Consider the following 15,533-nt stretch of genomic DNA (forward strand, 5'->3'; position numbering starts at 1 on the left):
CACAGGACGTGCCGAGCCGAGCGGCCATCAGGACGATGGCATCGCGAGGGTAGGACTTTTTCAAACAAAGAAAAGCTTAGAATTGCTTGGCGAAATGAAGGGATGCCAAGAAATCCTTCATGGGGCTAATCAATATATAACTTTTTCAGCAGCTTGAGAGTTGCCTTTGGGCAACTTTTTGCTTTCTAATTGATGATTTCACATTTATGGTATAAAATAGATTTATGCCAAAATAAATACTTGTGAGGTTGGTGTAATAGATGATTACTTTTGTTACAAATAATGAAAGAGAAACATTTGAATTAGGATATAAAATAGGTACTAAGTTAAAAAAAGGAGATGTAATCTCATTAAATGGTGACTTAGGTGCAGGCAAAACACATCTTACAAAGGGTATAGCAGCAGGACTTGGAGTGGATGATTATATCACAAGCCCCACCTTTACAATAGTAAATGAATATATGGGAAGGCTACCCTTCTATCATTTTGATGTATACAGGATAGATGACATATATGAAATGTATGAGATAGGTTTTGATGAATATCTCTATGGCGATGGTGTTTGTGTTGTAGAATGGGGAGATATGGTAGAGGAGCTTCTTCCTAAGAATAAAATATATATATACATAAAAAAGTTAGATGATAGCATAAGAGAAGTACAAATAAATGGATTGGAAGGTGAAGTGTAATGAAGGTTTTAGCAATGGATACGTCATCAAGCGTTGCAACTGTAGCTATTGTATCTAATGATAAGGTTGAGGGTGAAATATATCTAAACCACAAGATGCAACATTCAGTAATACTTTTTCCAATGATAGAAAAGCTTCTTGAGATTACAGAAAACAGTCTTCAGGATATAGATATAATTGCTGTATCAGGAGGGCCAGGTTCCTTTACGGGACTTAGAATTGGTGTTGCAGCAGCAAAGGGAATGGTTCAGGGTTCAAATAAAACCTTTATAACAGTTTCAAGCCTTGAGGCAATGGCATATCAGCAGGGCTATTTTGATGGTGTAATCTGTCCTATTATGGATGCACTAAGGGATAATGTATATACTGCAGTTTATGAGTTTAAAGATGGAGAATTAATAAATACAATGCCTATAGATGCACTGCATATAGATGAACTATTAGATAAGCTTGAAGAATACAGTAAAATTTTATTCTGTGGAGATGCAGTTTCAATACATATAGGAAGAATTAAAGATAGATTAAAGGATAAGGCTTTTTTTTCAACACAAAATAATATGCTTCCAAGGGCATCAAGTATAGGAGAGATTGCACTTAAAAAATATAGTAAAGGTGAAATATCAGATATTTATACCTTCAGTCCTTTATATATAAGAAAATCTCAGGCAGAAAGGGAATATGAAAAGAGGACAGGTGAGAAGATTGAGTGAATATATTATAGAAGATATGAAATTAGAAGATATTGATGGAGTTTATGAGGTTGAAGTTTTGAGCTTTAAAACTCCCTGGAGTAAAGAGGCATTTCAAACAGAACTTACAAGAAATAGCTGTGCTGTTTATAAGGTTTTAAAATATAGGGGTAAAGTAATAGGATATGCTGGTATGTGGTGTATGATTGATGAGGGACATATTACAAACATAGCAGTTCATCCTGAGTTTAGAGGAGCTGGACTTGGTGAAAAATTAGTAGATGTCTTGATTGATGAGGCAAAAAAGAGAAATGTTAATGCGATGACCCTTGAAGTTAGAGTATCAAACCTACCTGCTATAAATTTATATAAAAAAAAGGGATTTACCTGTGTTGCAACAAGAAAGGGCTATTATCAAGACACAGGAGAAGATGCCTACATTATGTGGAAGTATAATTTAGACAAAATTTGATTTTTTGGGGGGATAAAATGAAAATAAATGGAGTAGATATAAAAACACTTGAGGTTCCTTTAGAAAAGCCCTTTAAAACTGCCTTAAGAGAGGTTACTACATTAAAAACATACATAATAGAACTTTACACTGATGATGGGAATATAGGATATGGTGAAGCGGCATCAACACCAGTTATAACTGGTGATTTAGAGGGAAATATAAAAGATGCAGTGTTTAATTATATATTTCCCTCTATAAAGGGAATGGATGTTGAAGAGATAGAAAACATAATGTATAGAATAAATAAATGCCTAATAAAAAATACAAGTGCAAAGGCAGCAGTTGATATGGCAGTTTATGATTTGTTTGCAAAAATGTGCAAAAAGCCTTTATATGTTATTTTAGGTGGTGCAAGAACTGAAGTTGAAACAGATATAACAGTTAGTGTTAAAGAACCTAAGGATATGGCAGAGGATGCAGAGGAGTACGTTTCAAGAGGTTTTAATACCCTAAAGATTAAAGTTGGAATCGACAGTGAACTTGACATAAAGAGAGTTAAGGCAATTATAGACTCTGTTCCAAAGGATATAAATATAAGACTCGATGCAAACCAGGGATGGAGTGCAAAAGAGGCGGTTAGAACCATTAGAAAAATGGAGGATATGGGACTTGATATAGAGCTGATTGAGCAGCCTGTACCATACTATGATATAGAAGGCTTGAAATATGTAACCGACAATACATATATACCTATTATGGCAGATGAATCTTTATTTTCACTTCAAGATGCAGTGAGACTTTTATCAAATAGAGCCTGCGACATATTAAATATAAAGCTTATGAAGTGTGGAGGGCTCTATAATGCACAAAAAATATTATCTATTGCAGAAGCCTATGGTGTTGAATGTATGATAGGTAGTATGATGGAAAGTAGCGTTGGGATAACCTTTGCAGCATCCCTTGCCTGTGGAAGGCTTGGAATAAAAAAGGTTGATTTAGATGCGGCTCTTCTTTTGAAGGAAAACAGGGTTGATGGAGGAATAGAGTATCATAAAAACATAATAAAGATGTCAAAGGGAGTAGGCTCTGGAATTAAGGGAATAAGATACTAAGGTTTGAGGTGAATTTGGTGAAGAGCATAAAAATAATACCTAAAAGGTTAAAGGGGTGCGTAGAAATACCACCCTCTAAAAGTATAAGTCATAGGGCAATAATATGTGCTTCTTTGGCAGATGGAATGAGTAAAGTAGATAATATAGTCTTTTCTGATGATATTATAGCAACGCTTGAGGCTGTTAAGGCCTTTGGTGTTCAATATGAGATAGATTTAAAAGGTGAAATCAGCAATCTTTTGATTAAAGGAAAGGATAAATTGAATTTAATAAAGAATGAAATAGACTGTAGGGAATCAGGGTCAACTTTAAGATTTTTAATTCCTATTTGTCTTTTGCAGGATGGGGAGGTTACCTTTACAGGTCGTGGTAAATTAGTTGAAAGACCTCTTCATGTTTTTTATAAAATATTTAGAGAGCAGGGGATTAAGTATAAAAATAAGGATGGAAGGCTTCCTCTTACTGTAAAGGGAACTTTAAAGAGTGGACTTTATGAAGTTGCTGGGAATATAAGTTCGCAGTTTATTTCAGGACTTTTGTTTGCACTACCCCTTCTTGATGGAGATTCTAAAATAGTTATAACAACCCATCTTGAATCGAGGGGCTATGTGGATTTGACTTTGGACGCTTTAAATAGTTTTGGAGTAGATGTAATAAATAATGACTACAGGGAGTTTTATATAAAAGGAGGTCAAAGATATATACCTACAGATTATAAGGTTGAGGGCGACTATTCACAGGCAGCCTTTTGGCTTGCTGCAGGAATTTTAGGAGAAGAAGTTAAGTGCAGAGGTTTGAATATAAATTCACTTCAGGGCGATAGGGTAATATTAGATATCATAAATAGGATGAAGGGAAATATTACTGTTAATAGAGACTATATAACAGCTAAAAATTCCATAACAGAGGGTGCAGATATAGATGTATCCCAGTGTCCTGATTTAACTCCGATTTTAGCAACACTTGCAGCCTTAAGTAGAGGAACAACAAGAATAATAAATGCTAAAAGATTAAGAATAAAGGAATCTGATAGGTTAAAGGCAATTGCAACAGAATTAAATAAATTAGGTGCAGATGTCGAAGAGTTTGATGATGGACTCCTAATAAAAGGTAAAGAAACATTAGAGGGCGGTGTTGTGGATAGCTGGAATGACCATAGAATAGCTATGTCACTTGCGGTTGCTTCAATTAGATGTAGAGAGCCTGTTATTATACATAATTTTGAAGCGGTAAAGAAATCCTACCCAAATTTCTTTGACCACTTTATAAAATTAGGTGGTGAAGTGTATGAGTAGTATGTGGGGAAAAAATATAAAGATATCATTATTTGGAGAATCCCACGGAGAAGCAATAGGTGTTATAATAGATGGATTACCAGCAGGATTAGAGCTTGATTTTGATTTTATTAAAGAAGAAATGTCAAGAAGAAAACCGGGTAGAAGTAGTATTTCTACTCCAAGAAGAGAAGAGGATGAAATAAAAATATTAAGTGGCCTTTTTAATGGAAGAACAACTGGTACACCCCTTTGTTGTATTATTCAAAACGAAAATAAAAAATCTACTGATTATGAAAAAACTAAGAACATTTTAAGACCAGGACACGCTGATTATACGGGATTTATTAAATACAGAGGTTTTAATGATTATAGAGGTGGAGGACATTTTTCAGGCAGATTAACAGCCCCAATCGTTTTTGTAGGGGCAATAGCAAAAACAATTTTAAAAAAGAAGGGAATAATAGTTGGTGCACATATAAAGAGCATAAAGGACATAGAGGATATAAGTTTTGACTACTGTAACATAGAAGAAGAAACATTTAAGTCTCTAAAGTATAAAGAATTTGCTGTTTTAGACGATGAAGCAGGGCAAAAAATGAAGCAGGCAATTTTAGATGCAAAGAAAAATGGAGATTCATTAGGTGGAATAATTGAAGCTGCAGTAGTAAACGTAGAGGCTGGTTTAGGTTCTCCATTTTTTGATTCTGTTGAATCAAAATTATCCCAACTTCTATTTTCAATACCTGCAGTAAAGGGAGTTGAGTTTGGGGAAGGTTTTAATATAACAAAAATGACAGGTTCAGAGGCAAATGATGAGTTTATTATAGATAATGGAGAAATTAAAACAAAAAAGAATAATAACGGTGGAATTTTAGGTGGAATTACAAATGGAATGCCTATAGTTTTTAGGGTTGCTGTAAAGCCTACTCCATCAATATTGAAGGAACAGGATACGGTGGACATAAGTTTAATGCAAAATGTAAAGTTAAAGGTTGAAGGAAGGCACGATGCCTGTATTGTACCTCGTGCTGTTCCAGTAGTTGAGGCTGTAGCGGCAATAGTTATTTTAGACTTACTTATTGAAAAGGATGGATATTTATGGATGGTTTAAAAAATATATATGGTTTAATAGGAGAGAAACTTTCCCACAGTTACTCTCCTATTATTCATAATGAAATATTAAAAAGGATAAATATTGACGGTGAATATGTTTTATTTGAAGTAGAAAGAGGTAGATTAAAGGAAAAAATAAATGAGCTAAAATATAAAGTAAAAGGATTAAATGTCACTATTCCCTATAAAGTCGAAGTAGTGGAGTTTTTAGATGAGGTATCGGAGGAGGCAAAAAAGATAGGGGCTATTAATACAATAGATTTTAAGGATAATTTATTGGTAGGATATAATACAGACTACTATGGCTTTAAGGCTATGCTTGATGTTTTTAATATAGATATAAAGAATAAAGGGGCTGTAGTATTAGGAAGTGGAGGAGCCTCAAAGGCAGTAATCCACAGCCTTTTAGATAATGGAATAGGCGAAGTAGTTTTAGTAAGTAGAGATAAGATAAGGGTAGAGGGTAGATTTAAAGGAATAAAATGTATAGATTATAGTGAACTAAAACATCTTCGTAATTATGATTACATAATAAACTGTACACCTGTTGGAATGTACCCTAATATAGATTTTTCACCTGTTGATAAAGATATTCTTCAAAATTATAGTGTAGCAATTGACTTAATTTACAATCCAACCAAAACATTATTCTTAAAAAAGGCAGAAGAAATAGGAATTAAGGCTGTAAATGGGTTGTATATGCTTGTAGCACAGGCTGTAAAATCTGAAGAGATTTGGAATGGAGTTAATATAGATAAAGAATATGTTTTTAACATATTTACAATTATAAAAAATAACATAGAACACAAAGATTAAAACGCAATAAAAGAAGAAATATACTGAAATTTATATACCATACATATGTACAGCATATTGACAAATATAGTAATATATAATAAAATAAAGGTAACAAATTATTAACATATTTAAATTTGTTTTTTAATTAACAAATAGTTTTGAAAGGGGGATTTATGTGAAGACAAGAAACAACAAAACTATCTTACTTACTTTATTATCAATTATCATAATTTTTGGAGCAGGGTACTTTGTATACCGAAAAATGTTTGGTGTTCGTAAAGTCTCTGTTGATAATTCTCAACAAGGTCAAAAGATACAAAAGTATGCAAATCCAAATGCATTTATCACTCCAAAGCAACTTAAAGATCTAATGGATAAGAATGAAAATGTTATAGTAATAGGTGCACTTAATCCTTCAAAGGGAGACAAACCAATATCAGGTTCATTTACAATATGGAGACCAGATTATTCAGCAAAAAACGGAACATATGAATATGAAGGAATGAGAAATACAGTTCAAGAAATGGAAGAACTTCTATCAAAGTTTGGTGCTACTCCAGATTCAACAATAGTTGTTTATGCATCAAATCAACATCATGATGCTGCAAGATTATGGTGGCAAATCAAATTGTTAGGACATAAGGATGTACGTTATTTAGATGGTGGATTAAATGCTTGGATAGGTGCAGGTTATCCAACAGGTAATGCTAATCCAAATGTAAAACCATCAAACTACAAAGCACCAAATCCATCAGAAGCATCACTTGCTAAATTTGATGATGTTGCAAATGCAATTGGAAAAGATAATGTTGTTATTATAGATACAAGAGCAAAAGATGAAGAACAAGGAACAAAAACATTAAAAGGTGCATTTGGACCAGGTAAGATAGCTGGTGCTGAGTGGATTGAATGGACAAATGCAGTGAATGAAGATACAACTTTAAAATCAATAGATGAATTAAAGAAGATATATGGTCATCTTGAAAATAAAGAAATAATTACATACTGTCAATCAGGTGTGCGTAGTGCACATACGTATCTTGTTCTAACTCAGGCTTTAGGATTTAAGAATGTAAAGAATTATGATGGATCTTGGATAGAATGGAGTTATGAACATTATCAAAAGAATAATCCAGCAGCAAAAATTGAAAATGGTCAATAGTATTTAATTGTAACCTAACCAGATTTTATATAAACTGGTTAGGTTAATTAATATAATTAAAAATTACTATATTCATAAAGAAAGGATGATTTCGTTGAATAAAGTTAACTTTAGTATCAATGTTATTAATGATGCTAAAAAGGTAATAAATGAATGTATGGGACTGGAAGATGCATATTGTAAAAGTAGATGTCCTATGGGAACAGATGTTAAGAAATATGTAAATTTAATAGCAGAAAAGAAATATGATGAGGCTATAAAGGTTATAAGAGAGAAATTGTTTTTACCTCAAACTTTAGGTAGAATCTGTGCACACCCATGTGAGAAGGAGTGTAGAAGAGGGAAGGAATTTAATGAACCAATTGCAATTGCAGCATTAAAACGTTATGTTGCTGAAAAAGCTGATGATGAATCAAAATGGGATACTAATGTAGGACAAGCAACAGGTAAAAAAGTGGCAATTGTAGGAGCGGGTCCAGCAGGAGCACAAGCAGCAATAGATCTTAGAAAAAAAGGACATCAGGTTGTTATCTATGAAAAGTTAAATGTTCTTGGTGGAATGATGAGAGTAGGAATTCCAGAGTATAGATTGCCAAGACATATAATAGATCATGAGTATAGCTATTTAACAAAGCTTGGTGTAGAATTTAAATTAGGTGTTGAAGTAGGAAAAGATATCGAATTTAAAGAATTGATAGAAAAGTATGATGCAGTCTTAGTTGCACATGGGGCACATAAAGGTAATATAATTCCTATTCCAGGGCATAAAGCAGAAGGAGTTTTTGCAGCTACTGAATATCTAAAGGAAATAAGTTTAACAAGGGCTTTCTCGAGACCAGTTAATAAAGTTATGATAATTGGTGGAGGAGACGTTGCAATGGACTGTGCCCGTTCTTCGTGGAGAATTGGTGCAAAAGAGGTATATCAATGTTCGTTAGAGGATATGAATACACTACCTGCCTCAAAGGAAGAAGTGCAAGAAGCATTAGAGGAGGGAGTTATTTTTAATGCTGGATGGGGTCCAATTGAAATAATTGAAGAAAAAGGTAAAGTAGTAGCAATAAAGATACAAAAGGTAAAATCGATATTCGATGCTGAAGGACGTTTTAATCCACAATATGAAGGAGAAATTAAAATTATTGAAGTCGATACAGTTATTATGGCAACAGGTCAACTTGTTGAGGACATAACAGGTGGTATGTTAAAACAAGTGGGTGGAGGAAGATATTTAGTTGATAAGGATACTCTTTCAACAGAAATAGACAAAGTATTTGTAGCAGGTGATGCAGCTGGTGGTAGAATAGTAGTTGAAGCAATGGCACTTGGACGAAAAGCAGCAATTAGTATTGATAGATTCTTAAATAAAAAGAGCCTAACAGAAGATAGAGATTTTACAAAGGAATGGTTCCACGAGACTAAATTAGATATTCCTTTACCTGAAGGAACAGAAGATATTCCAAGGCTTCACACAAATATGCGTCCTGCTGAGGAAAGAAAGAGGGACTTTGATCAAGTTGATTTAGGATTTACAGAAGAACAAGCAATAAATGAGGCTTCACGTTGTTTAAAATGTGAATGTAAATTATGTATGAAAGAATGTGTTATGATGAATGAATTTGGAAGTTGTCCTAAGGAAATCTTAGAACCATTAGCAAAAGAAGGAGAATTAGAACCTATAATTGCATATTCATGTAATGGTTGTGATAATTGTACAATTGTTTGTCCAAAACAATTACCAATGAAGAACATATTTATAGCTTCACGTAAAGACTTTGTAAAGGCAAATGACGGAGAATCCCCAATGAAGGGACATGCAGCAATAAAAATGCATCAATTGTTAGGATTTAGCAAATTATTTACAACTAAAGTTCATGGAGGTAATAAAAATGGTAATAAAAATAGATAAAAATAAATGTTATGGATTTATGCCAGGTTGTAGTTTACCATCCTATAGCCCAGAAGCTGTTAAGAAGACGGTGGAGTATTTAAACACTGTATTTCCTAAGTTTGCAGCTATACAAAAATGTTGTGGAAAACCTACTAAGGCAATTGGGCAATATGAACTTTTCAAAGAAAGATTTGCGAGCTTACAAAAAGATATGGATGAATTACAAATCGATGAAATGATAGTTGCTTGCCAAAGCTGTAAGCTAACATTTGATGAAACAAGCCCTACCCCAACTCACTCTTTATGGGAATTATTACCAATAATTGGGCTTCCTGAACACGTGAGAGGAAAAGCTAAGGATAGTGATGTTATATTTACTATACATGATTCTTGTTCAACAAGACATATGAAGGAACTTCAAGATGGTATTAGATGGATATTGGATGAACTGGGATACAAATATATAGAATCAAAGTATTCACGTGAAAATACAAGATGCTGTGGTTTTGGAGGTATGGTAGTTCCAGCTAATCCTGATGTTGCTAAAAAGGTAATGAAAAGACGTGTAGAAACATTAGATAGTGAATATATAGTTACCTATTGTGCAGCCTGTCGTTCTTCAATTATGCAGGCAGGAGCAAAAGCTTGGCATATATTAGACTTAATATGGGGACCTGTAGTATATTCTAAAGACAATCCGCCAAGTGATGTTTTATCATCTCCAGTTAAAGCTTGGATAAATAGATATAAGTCTAAAAGATATATAAAGAAATCTGTTAAATAAAGGAGGTATAAATATGAAAAAGAAATTCAAACCATTATTATTATTAGTTATTTTAGGTGCTGTATTTTTTATTATATATAAGACTGGTTTCATAGAAACACTTAAGGATTTAAACAAATTTAGAAGTTTAATCGAAGATGCAGGGGCTTTAGGTTATATAATATATGTATTAGTTTTTATAATTACTGCTGTATTTTCACTGCCAGCAAGTGTTGTTACAATTAGTGGAGGTATAGTTTTTGGACCAATATTAGGAGCACTACTTGCCTTAGTAGGTGCAACTATAGGAGCAGTAGCTGCATTTTTAGTAGCACGTTATTTAGCAAGAGGATTTATAGTTGAAAAATTTGGAGAAAATCCAATATTCAAAAAGATAGAGGCAGGCGTTGAAAAGAACGGAAGAGACTTCTTAATTTTAACTCGTTTAGTTCCAATCTTTCCTTACAACATTCAAAATTATGCCTATGGTGTAACAAACATTGATTTATTTACTTATACTATTATTTCGTTTATAACAATGGCACCTGGTGCATTTGTATATGCGTATATGGCAGGTGAAATCGCAACTAAGGGTGTTACCACATCATTCTTTATTAAGTTGGTCATAGCAGGATTAGTATTGTTTGGAGTAGCACAAATACCAAAATTCTTTGCAAAAAAGAAAGGAATTGATATTGAATCACTAAAGTCAGATAAATAGGAGTGAATTACATGAAGATTAAATTTAAATTGATATCTGGTATACTGGCATCAATTCTTTTACTTAGTAGTGGATGTTCTAAAAAACAAATTGAACAAGATTTAAGCAATAAATCTTGGGATGAAATAGAAAAACTTGCAAGTGGTACAAAGGTGACTTTTTATGGATGGGGTGGAGATGAAAATATTAACAGATGGTTAGATAATTCAGTTGCAAAAGAATTAAAGGAAAAGTATAATATAACATTAGAAAGAGTACCAATGTTGCCCAATGAGTATCTACCTAAATTACTTAATGAGAAACAAATTAATGCTAAAGGTACAATTGATATTGTATGGATTAATGGAGAAAATTTCTTTAATGCTAAACAACAAGGATTGTTGTATGGTCCATTTACGGACAAACTACCAAACTTTCAAAAGTATATAAATAAAAATTCGCCAGATGTTATATATGATTTTGGACATCCTGTTGAAGGATTTGAGTCACCTTATGGAAAGGCACAATTAGTGCTTATAGGAGAAACGTCAAAAATTGATTTTCTTCCAAAAGATTACCGTGAATTTATGGAACTTGCAAAAAAATATCCAGGAAAGATAACTTACCCAAATGTTACAGACTTTACAGGAAGTGCTTTTGTTAGAAACATTATATATGATATAGTTGGTTATGAAGTGTTTTTGAATCTTGAGGCGGATAAAGAAAAAGTTAGGGAGGCAATACAACCAGCACTTGACTATTTTGTTCAGTTAAAACCTTATTTATGGCGTCAAGGAAAAACATATCCGTCTACATTGGCACAGTTGGACAATATGTTTTCTGATGGTGAGGTTTATATTACAATGAACTATACTCCCTTTCATGTAGGAACAAAAATAAAAGAGGGTGTATTTCCAAAAACATCCAAGTCATTCCTTTTTGAAAAAGGAACTATAGGAAATACACACTTTTTAGCTATACCATTTAATGCTCCAAATAAAGCGGCTGCAATGGTTGTAATAAATCATATTTTATCTCCAGAAGTTCAAGCATCTAAATTTAATCCTAAGGTATGGGGAGATTTACCAGTAGTTGAATATCAATTATTAAATGAAGAACAAAAAAATATGTTCAATACTATTGATTTAGGAGAAGGTGTACTACCAGTAGAAACTTTATTAAAGCACCGTGTACCAGAAATGCGTGCAGAACTTGTTCCAATAATAGAAACCCTATGGAGGGAAGTTGTATTAGGAGATGAATAGATTAGTTAAAAAATTAATTCCATATATCTTATTATTACCTGTTTTGTTATTTATTGTAGGAATATTTTTAGTTGGTATTGGGCTGGGGCTTTTACAAAGCCTCGGCTATTTTCCTGCAATAGGGTTAAAAAAAATAACATTTGAATATTATAAAAACATTTTATTAAATCCAGGTTTTCTAAAATCATTAAGATTTAGTTTTTATACTTCTTTTATTTCATCTACAGTGGCGATGTTTTTAGGTATATTATTGGCATATCTTTTAGTTAAGTATAATACAAAAAAAAGATGGGGTTTTGACAATTTATATAGTGTACCTATAATAGTTCCACATACTATTGCAGCATTATTGGTTTTTATATTATTTACACAGAGTGGATGGATTCCAAGGATTTTATATCATCTAAATATTATTAATAGTATGGAAGATTTTTATCCTTTAGTATTTGATGATAAAGGTATTGGTATTATAATGGCGTATGTGTGGAAGGGCTTACCGTTTATTTGTTTGATATCCTATGATGTTATGAAGAAAGTAGATGAAAAATATACTAAAATAGCTATTAATTTGGGTGCTACATCTTTTAAAGCATTTTGGAATATAGTTTTACCGCTATCTTTACCAACTATTATAATGGGCTTTATAATATTGTTTACATTTTCATTTGGTGCTTTTGAAATTCCATATCTTTTAGGACCATCAAATCCAAGAGCTTTGCCTATATCGGCATATATATATTATAAAAGTGTAGATTTACTTCAACGACCATATGCTATGGTGATAAATATATGTATAACTTGCTTTTCATTAATTATGGTTGTATTTTATTTATTAGTTTATCAATTGATAAAAAAATATAAGTGATATAATGAAAATGAAAGAGTGTTATTATGAGGTTAGGTAATATATTAAAAAATACAATAATTTTTATTTTGATAATGCCTTTGCTAATTATGATTATTTGGAGTATTTCGACTTCTTGGCCTTGGCCGAGTTTATTTCCTAAATCATTTACGTTAAGGGCATACCATTATATATTAGAACCTTCAACTAGGATTTTAAAAATTTTACTTACAAGTGTAACATTGTCAATTATTGTTACTCTTTTAACACTGCTAATTAGTGTTCCAGCAGCAAAAGCAATTGCTTTTTATGATTTTAAGGGAAAGAAAATAATAAAAATTTTATTATTACTCCCACTATTGGTTCCTATTCTAACTGTAGCAATGGGAATACATTTACTATTTTGTCATATAGGTTTAGCAAATACCTATTTAGGAGTTATTTTAATACACGTAATTCCGGGTATACCATATGGCGTAAAGATTTTGCTTAATATATTTGAACTTTATGGTAATAAGATGGAATTGCAGGCCAGAACATTGGGAGCAAATAATTTGCAAGTTTTAAGATATATTACAATACCATTGATAAAACCAGGATTGATTATTGCAGGTAGTATTATATATATTATGTCGTTTACACAATATTTCATTACCTTCTTAATTGGCGGAGGAAGGATAGTAACATATGCTATGATTCTTTTTCCTTTTGTAGAATCAGGAGATAGGACAATGGCTGCAGCATTGAGTGTTGTATTTATCCTTTCGATAACATTTGTTCTTTTTATTTCTGAAAAGATAGTAGGAAATTTTTATGAAAATAGCAGTAGATACTATGTTTGATTAGAGTGAGGTAGGTATGGCTAAGATTAGGTTATTAAATGTCAGTAAGTCATATGACGACAAAAAAATATTAAAAAATATAAACCTAACTATTAATCAAGGAGAATTTGTTACTTTACTTGGTCCAAGTGGTTCAGGTAAAACAACTATATTGCATGGAATTGCAGGAATTATACCCTTTGATAGTGGAGAAATTTTATTTGACGATGAGCTAATAAATGATGTTCCTATAGAAAAAAGGAATGCAGTTTTAGTAGATCAAAATCTATTATTATTTCCACATATGACAGTATATTCTAATATAGCATTTGGTTTAAAAATGAAAAAGGTAGACAAGAAGATAATAGATGAAAAAGTTTACTATCTTATAGATTTAATGGGACTTAAAGGTCATGAGAAAAAATATCCTAATGAATTATCAGGTGGACAAATGCAGAGGGTTTCTATTGCAAGAGCATTAGCAATAGAACCAAAGGTTCTACTATTAGATGAACCTTTTTCTAAGCTTGATATTGTACTAAGAAAAAGCATGCAGGAATTTGTGAAAGATTTACATAATAAAATAGGATTCACAACAATTATGGTTACGCACGATAAAGAAGAGGCACTTTCAATGGCAGATAGAGTAGCAATATTGATAGACGGGGAAATAAAACAATATGATATACCTAAAAAAATATATGAACAACCAATATCAAAAGAAGTTGCAGATTTTTTTGGTTTAAGAAATTATTTTGAAGGTTATTTAGAAAATGGAATCTTTAGATGTGAGATTGGTGAATTTAAAATTAATGATGATTACAAAGGTAAAATTACTTTTGTATTTCGACCGGAACAAGTAATTATAGGTGATAAAAATGATTATAATATTAAAGGTGTTGTAAAGAAGAAGATCTATACTGGTGATAAGGTAAGTTATGTTATTAATATTTATGGTAAAGATATTTTATGTTCAGAACATGTATCTAAAAATTATCAAGTAGGTAATGAGATTAGTATTAAGTTAGATTTTGAGGATACCATATATTTCAAGTAATATTAACTTATTTTGATTGGGGGGATAATATGTTAGATACAAAGGCAAGGAATATAATACAACCTGTATTTGAAATAGTTGCGGATTTTTGCATAAGATTAAATTTATCAGCAAATAATATAACCGTTTTTGCGTTAATAGTTGGTATGATACCTTCATTACTTATACTTATAGATATGCCAAGAATATCAGTAGTAGTTGTATTATGGTTATCAGGTTTTTTAGATGCACTTGATGGAACTATTGCAAGAAAAACAAAAACATCATCAGCTTTTGGTACAGTTATGGATGTTACTTTTGATAGATTAGTTGAAATTTCATTGATTTTAGTACTTGCATATAAATATTCTTTAAATCCACTGGCATTTATTATTTTATCTTGTAGTATTATTTTATCAATGACAATATTTTTAACAGTAGGGGCGGTATCAAATAAGGTTAGCAATAAAAGTTTTTATTATCAGCCAGGTTTAGCAGAGAGAACAGAAGGTTTTATAATGTTTTCCTTGATGATTTTATTTATAAGATATTTAGATTTATTGGCATTGATTTTTGCAGCAATGATATTATTTACAGCACTTCAAAGATTTATAGAGGCGTACAATCAGTTAGAAAAAAATAAGTAAGTTAACAAAAAGGTCATCCATATAAGGAAGGCCTTTTTTCTTTAAATTAATAGTTTTAAATAACCATCAAGTAATAAACACATTGTTTATAAATATGCTAATACAACATTATATTGATAGAATGATATTGTAATATTGCGAATAAAGTAATAAGAACAAAAAATACTTTGATAATCAAAGAATATATACTCTACAGAACTTGATTTTAAGCTTTTAATCCAATAATATTATAATTAAATGTCTTAAGCCAAAAAAGAGTTTGATATAAAATAACA

The 15,533-nt window shown here is 31.7% G+C and carries 16 protein-coding genes; all 16 read left to right on the top strand.

Going from position 1 to position 15,533, the window contains the following annotated elements:
* Window positions 1-263: 263 nt before the first annotated feature.
* The 16 genes from tsaE (at window position 264) to JG776_RS06975 (ending at window position 15,258) form a co-directional block, all read left to right on the top strand.
* Window positions 264-689: a tRNA (adenosine(37)-N6)-threonylcarbamoyltransferase complex ATPase subunit type 1 TsaE gene (gene tsaE / locus JG776_RS06900; protein ID WP_291966061.1), complete on the top strand. Its 426-nt coding sequence runs from the start codon at window positions 264-266 to the stop codon at window positions 687-689.
* Window positions 689-1,399, top strand: coding sequence for a tRNA (adenosine(37)-N6)-threonylcarbamoyltransferase complex dimerization subunit type 1 TsaB (gene tsaB / locus JG776_RS06905; RefSeq protein WP_291965975.1), 711 nt, complete (start codon window positions 689-691; stop codon window positions 1,397-1,399). Before tsaE ends, tsaB begins: the two co-directional genes overlap by 1 nt.
* Complete coding sequence (gene rimI / locus JG776_RS06910) at window positions 1,368-1,850, top strand: ribosomal protein S18-alanine N-acetyltransferase (RefSeq protein WP_291965977.1); 483 nt, start codon at window positions 1,368-1,370, stop codon at window positions 1,848-1,850. The genes tsaB and rimI overlap by 32 nt, the downstream gene beginning before the upstream one ends.
* Before the next feature lie 17 nt (window positions 1,851-1,867).
* A complete protein-coding gene (locus JG776_RS06915; protein ID WP_291965979.1) occupies window positions 1,868-2,944 on the top strand; it encodes a dipeptide epimerase in 1,077 nt (358 codons plus the stop codon).
* Window positions 2,945-2,961: 17 nt separating this feature from the next.
* Window positions 2,962-4,239: a 3-phosphoshikimate 1-carboxyvinyltransferase gene (gene aroA / locus JG776_RS06920; protein WP_291965982.1), complete on the top strand. Its 1,278-nt coding sequence runs from the start codon at window positions 2,962-2,964 to the stop codon at window positions 4,237-4,239.
* Complete coding sequence (aroC, locus tag JG776_RS06925; protein ID WP_291965984.1) at window positions 4,232-5,332, top strand: chorismate synthase; 1,101 nt, start codon at window positions 4,232-4,234, stop codon at window positions 5,330-5,332. The genes aroA and aroC overlap by 8 nt, the downstream gene beginning before the upstream one ends.
* The gene (gene aroE / locus JG776_RS06930) at window positions 5,320-6,150 is read left to right on the top strand and encodes a shikimate dehydrogenase (protein ID WP_291965986.1); all 831 of its coding nucleotides are present in this window, start codon (window positions 5,320-5,322) and stop codon (window positions 6,148-6,150) included. Before aroC ends, aroE begins: the two co-directional genes overlap by 13 nt.
* A gap of 157 nt (window positions 6,151-6,307) precedes the next feature.
* A complete protein-coding gene (locus JG776_RS06935) occupies window positions 6,308-7,294 on the top strand; it encodes a sulfurtransferase (protein WP_291965988.1) in 987 nt (328 codons plus the stop codon).
* 94 nt (window positions 7,295-7,388) lie between these two features.
* On the top strand, window positions 7,389-9,200 hold the full coding sequence (locus tag JG776_RS06940) for an FAD-dependent oxidoreductase (RefSeq protein WP_291965990.1): 1,812 nt from the start codon (window positions 7,389-7,391) through the stop codon (window positions 9,198-9,200).
* On the top strand, window positions 9,181-9,966 hold the full coding sequence (locus JG776_RS06945; RefSeq protein ID WP_291965992.1) for a (Fe-S)-binding protein: 786 nt from the start codon (window positions 9,181-9,183) through the stop codon (window positions 9,964-9,966). Before JG776_RS06940 ends, JG776_RS06945 begins: the two co-directional genes overlap by 20 nt.
* 13 nt (window positions 9,967-9,979) lie before the next feature.
* Window positions 9,980-10,666 carry a TVP38/TMEM64 family protein gene (locus JG776_RS06950; protein ID WP_291965994.1) on the top strand — a complete coding sequence of 229 codons (687 nt, stop codon included), beginning with the start codon at window positions 9,980-9,982 and terminating at the stop codon, window positions 10,664-10,666.
* Window positions 10,667-10,677: 11 nt separating this feature from the next.
* Entirely contained in the window at window positions 10,678-11,910 is a 1,233-nt protein-coding gene (locus JG776_RS06955) for an ABC transporter substrate-binding protein (RefSeq protein ID WP_291965996.1), read from the top strand.
* A complete protein-coding gene (locus tag JG776_RS06960) occupies window positions 11,903-12,775 on the top strand; it encodes an ABC transporter permease (RefSeq protein WP_291965998.1) in 873 nt (290 codons plus the stop codon). Before JG776_RS06955 ends, JG776_RS06960 begins: the two co-directional genes overlap by 8 nt.
* A 221-nt stretch (window positions 12,776-12,996) precedes the next feature.
* The gene (locus JG776_RS06965) at window positions 12,997-13,596 is read left to right on the top strand and encodes an ABC transporter permease (protein WP_291966000.1); all 600 of its coding nucleotides are present in this window, start codon (window positions 12,997-12,999) and stop codon (window positions 13,594-13,596) included.
* A gap of 16 nt (window positions 13,597-13,612) precedes the next feature.
* Window positions 13,613-14,632, top strand: coding sequence for an ABC transporter ATP-binding protein (locus tag JG776_RS06970; protein ID WP_291966002.1), 1,020 nt, complete (start codon window positions 13,613-13,615; stop codon window positions 14,630-14,632).
* 29 nt (window positions 14,633-14,661) lie between these two features.
* Window positions 14,662-15,258, top strand: a complete 597-nt coding sequence (locus JG776_RS06975; RefSeq protein ID WP_291966005.1) for a CDP-alcohol phosphatidyltransferase family protein — start codon at window positions 14,662-14,664, stop codon at window positions 15,256-15,258.
* Window positions 15,259-15,533 lie beyond the last annotated feature (275 nt).

The sequence above is a fragment of the Caloramator sp. genome (genome assembly GCF_020054765.1).
Classification (GTDB): domain Bacteria; phylum Bacillota; class Clostridia; order Clostridiales; family Caloramatoraceae; genus Thermobrachium; species Thermobrachium proteoclasticum.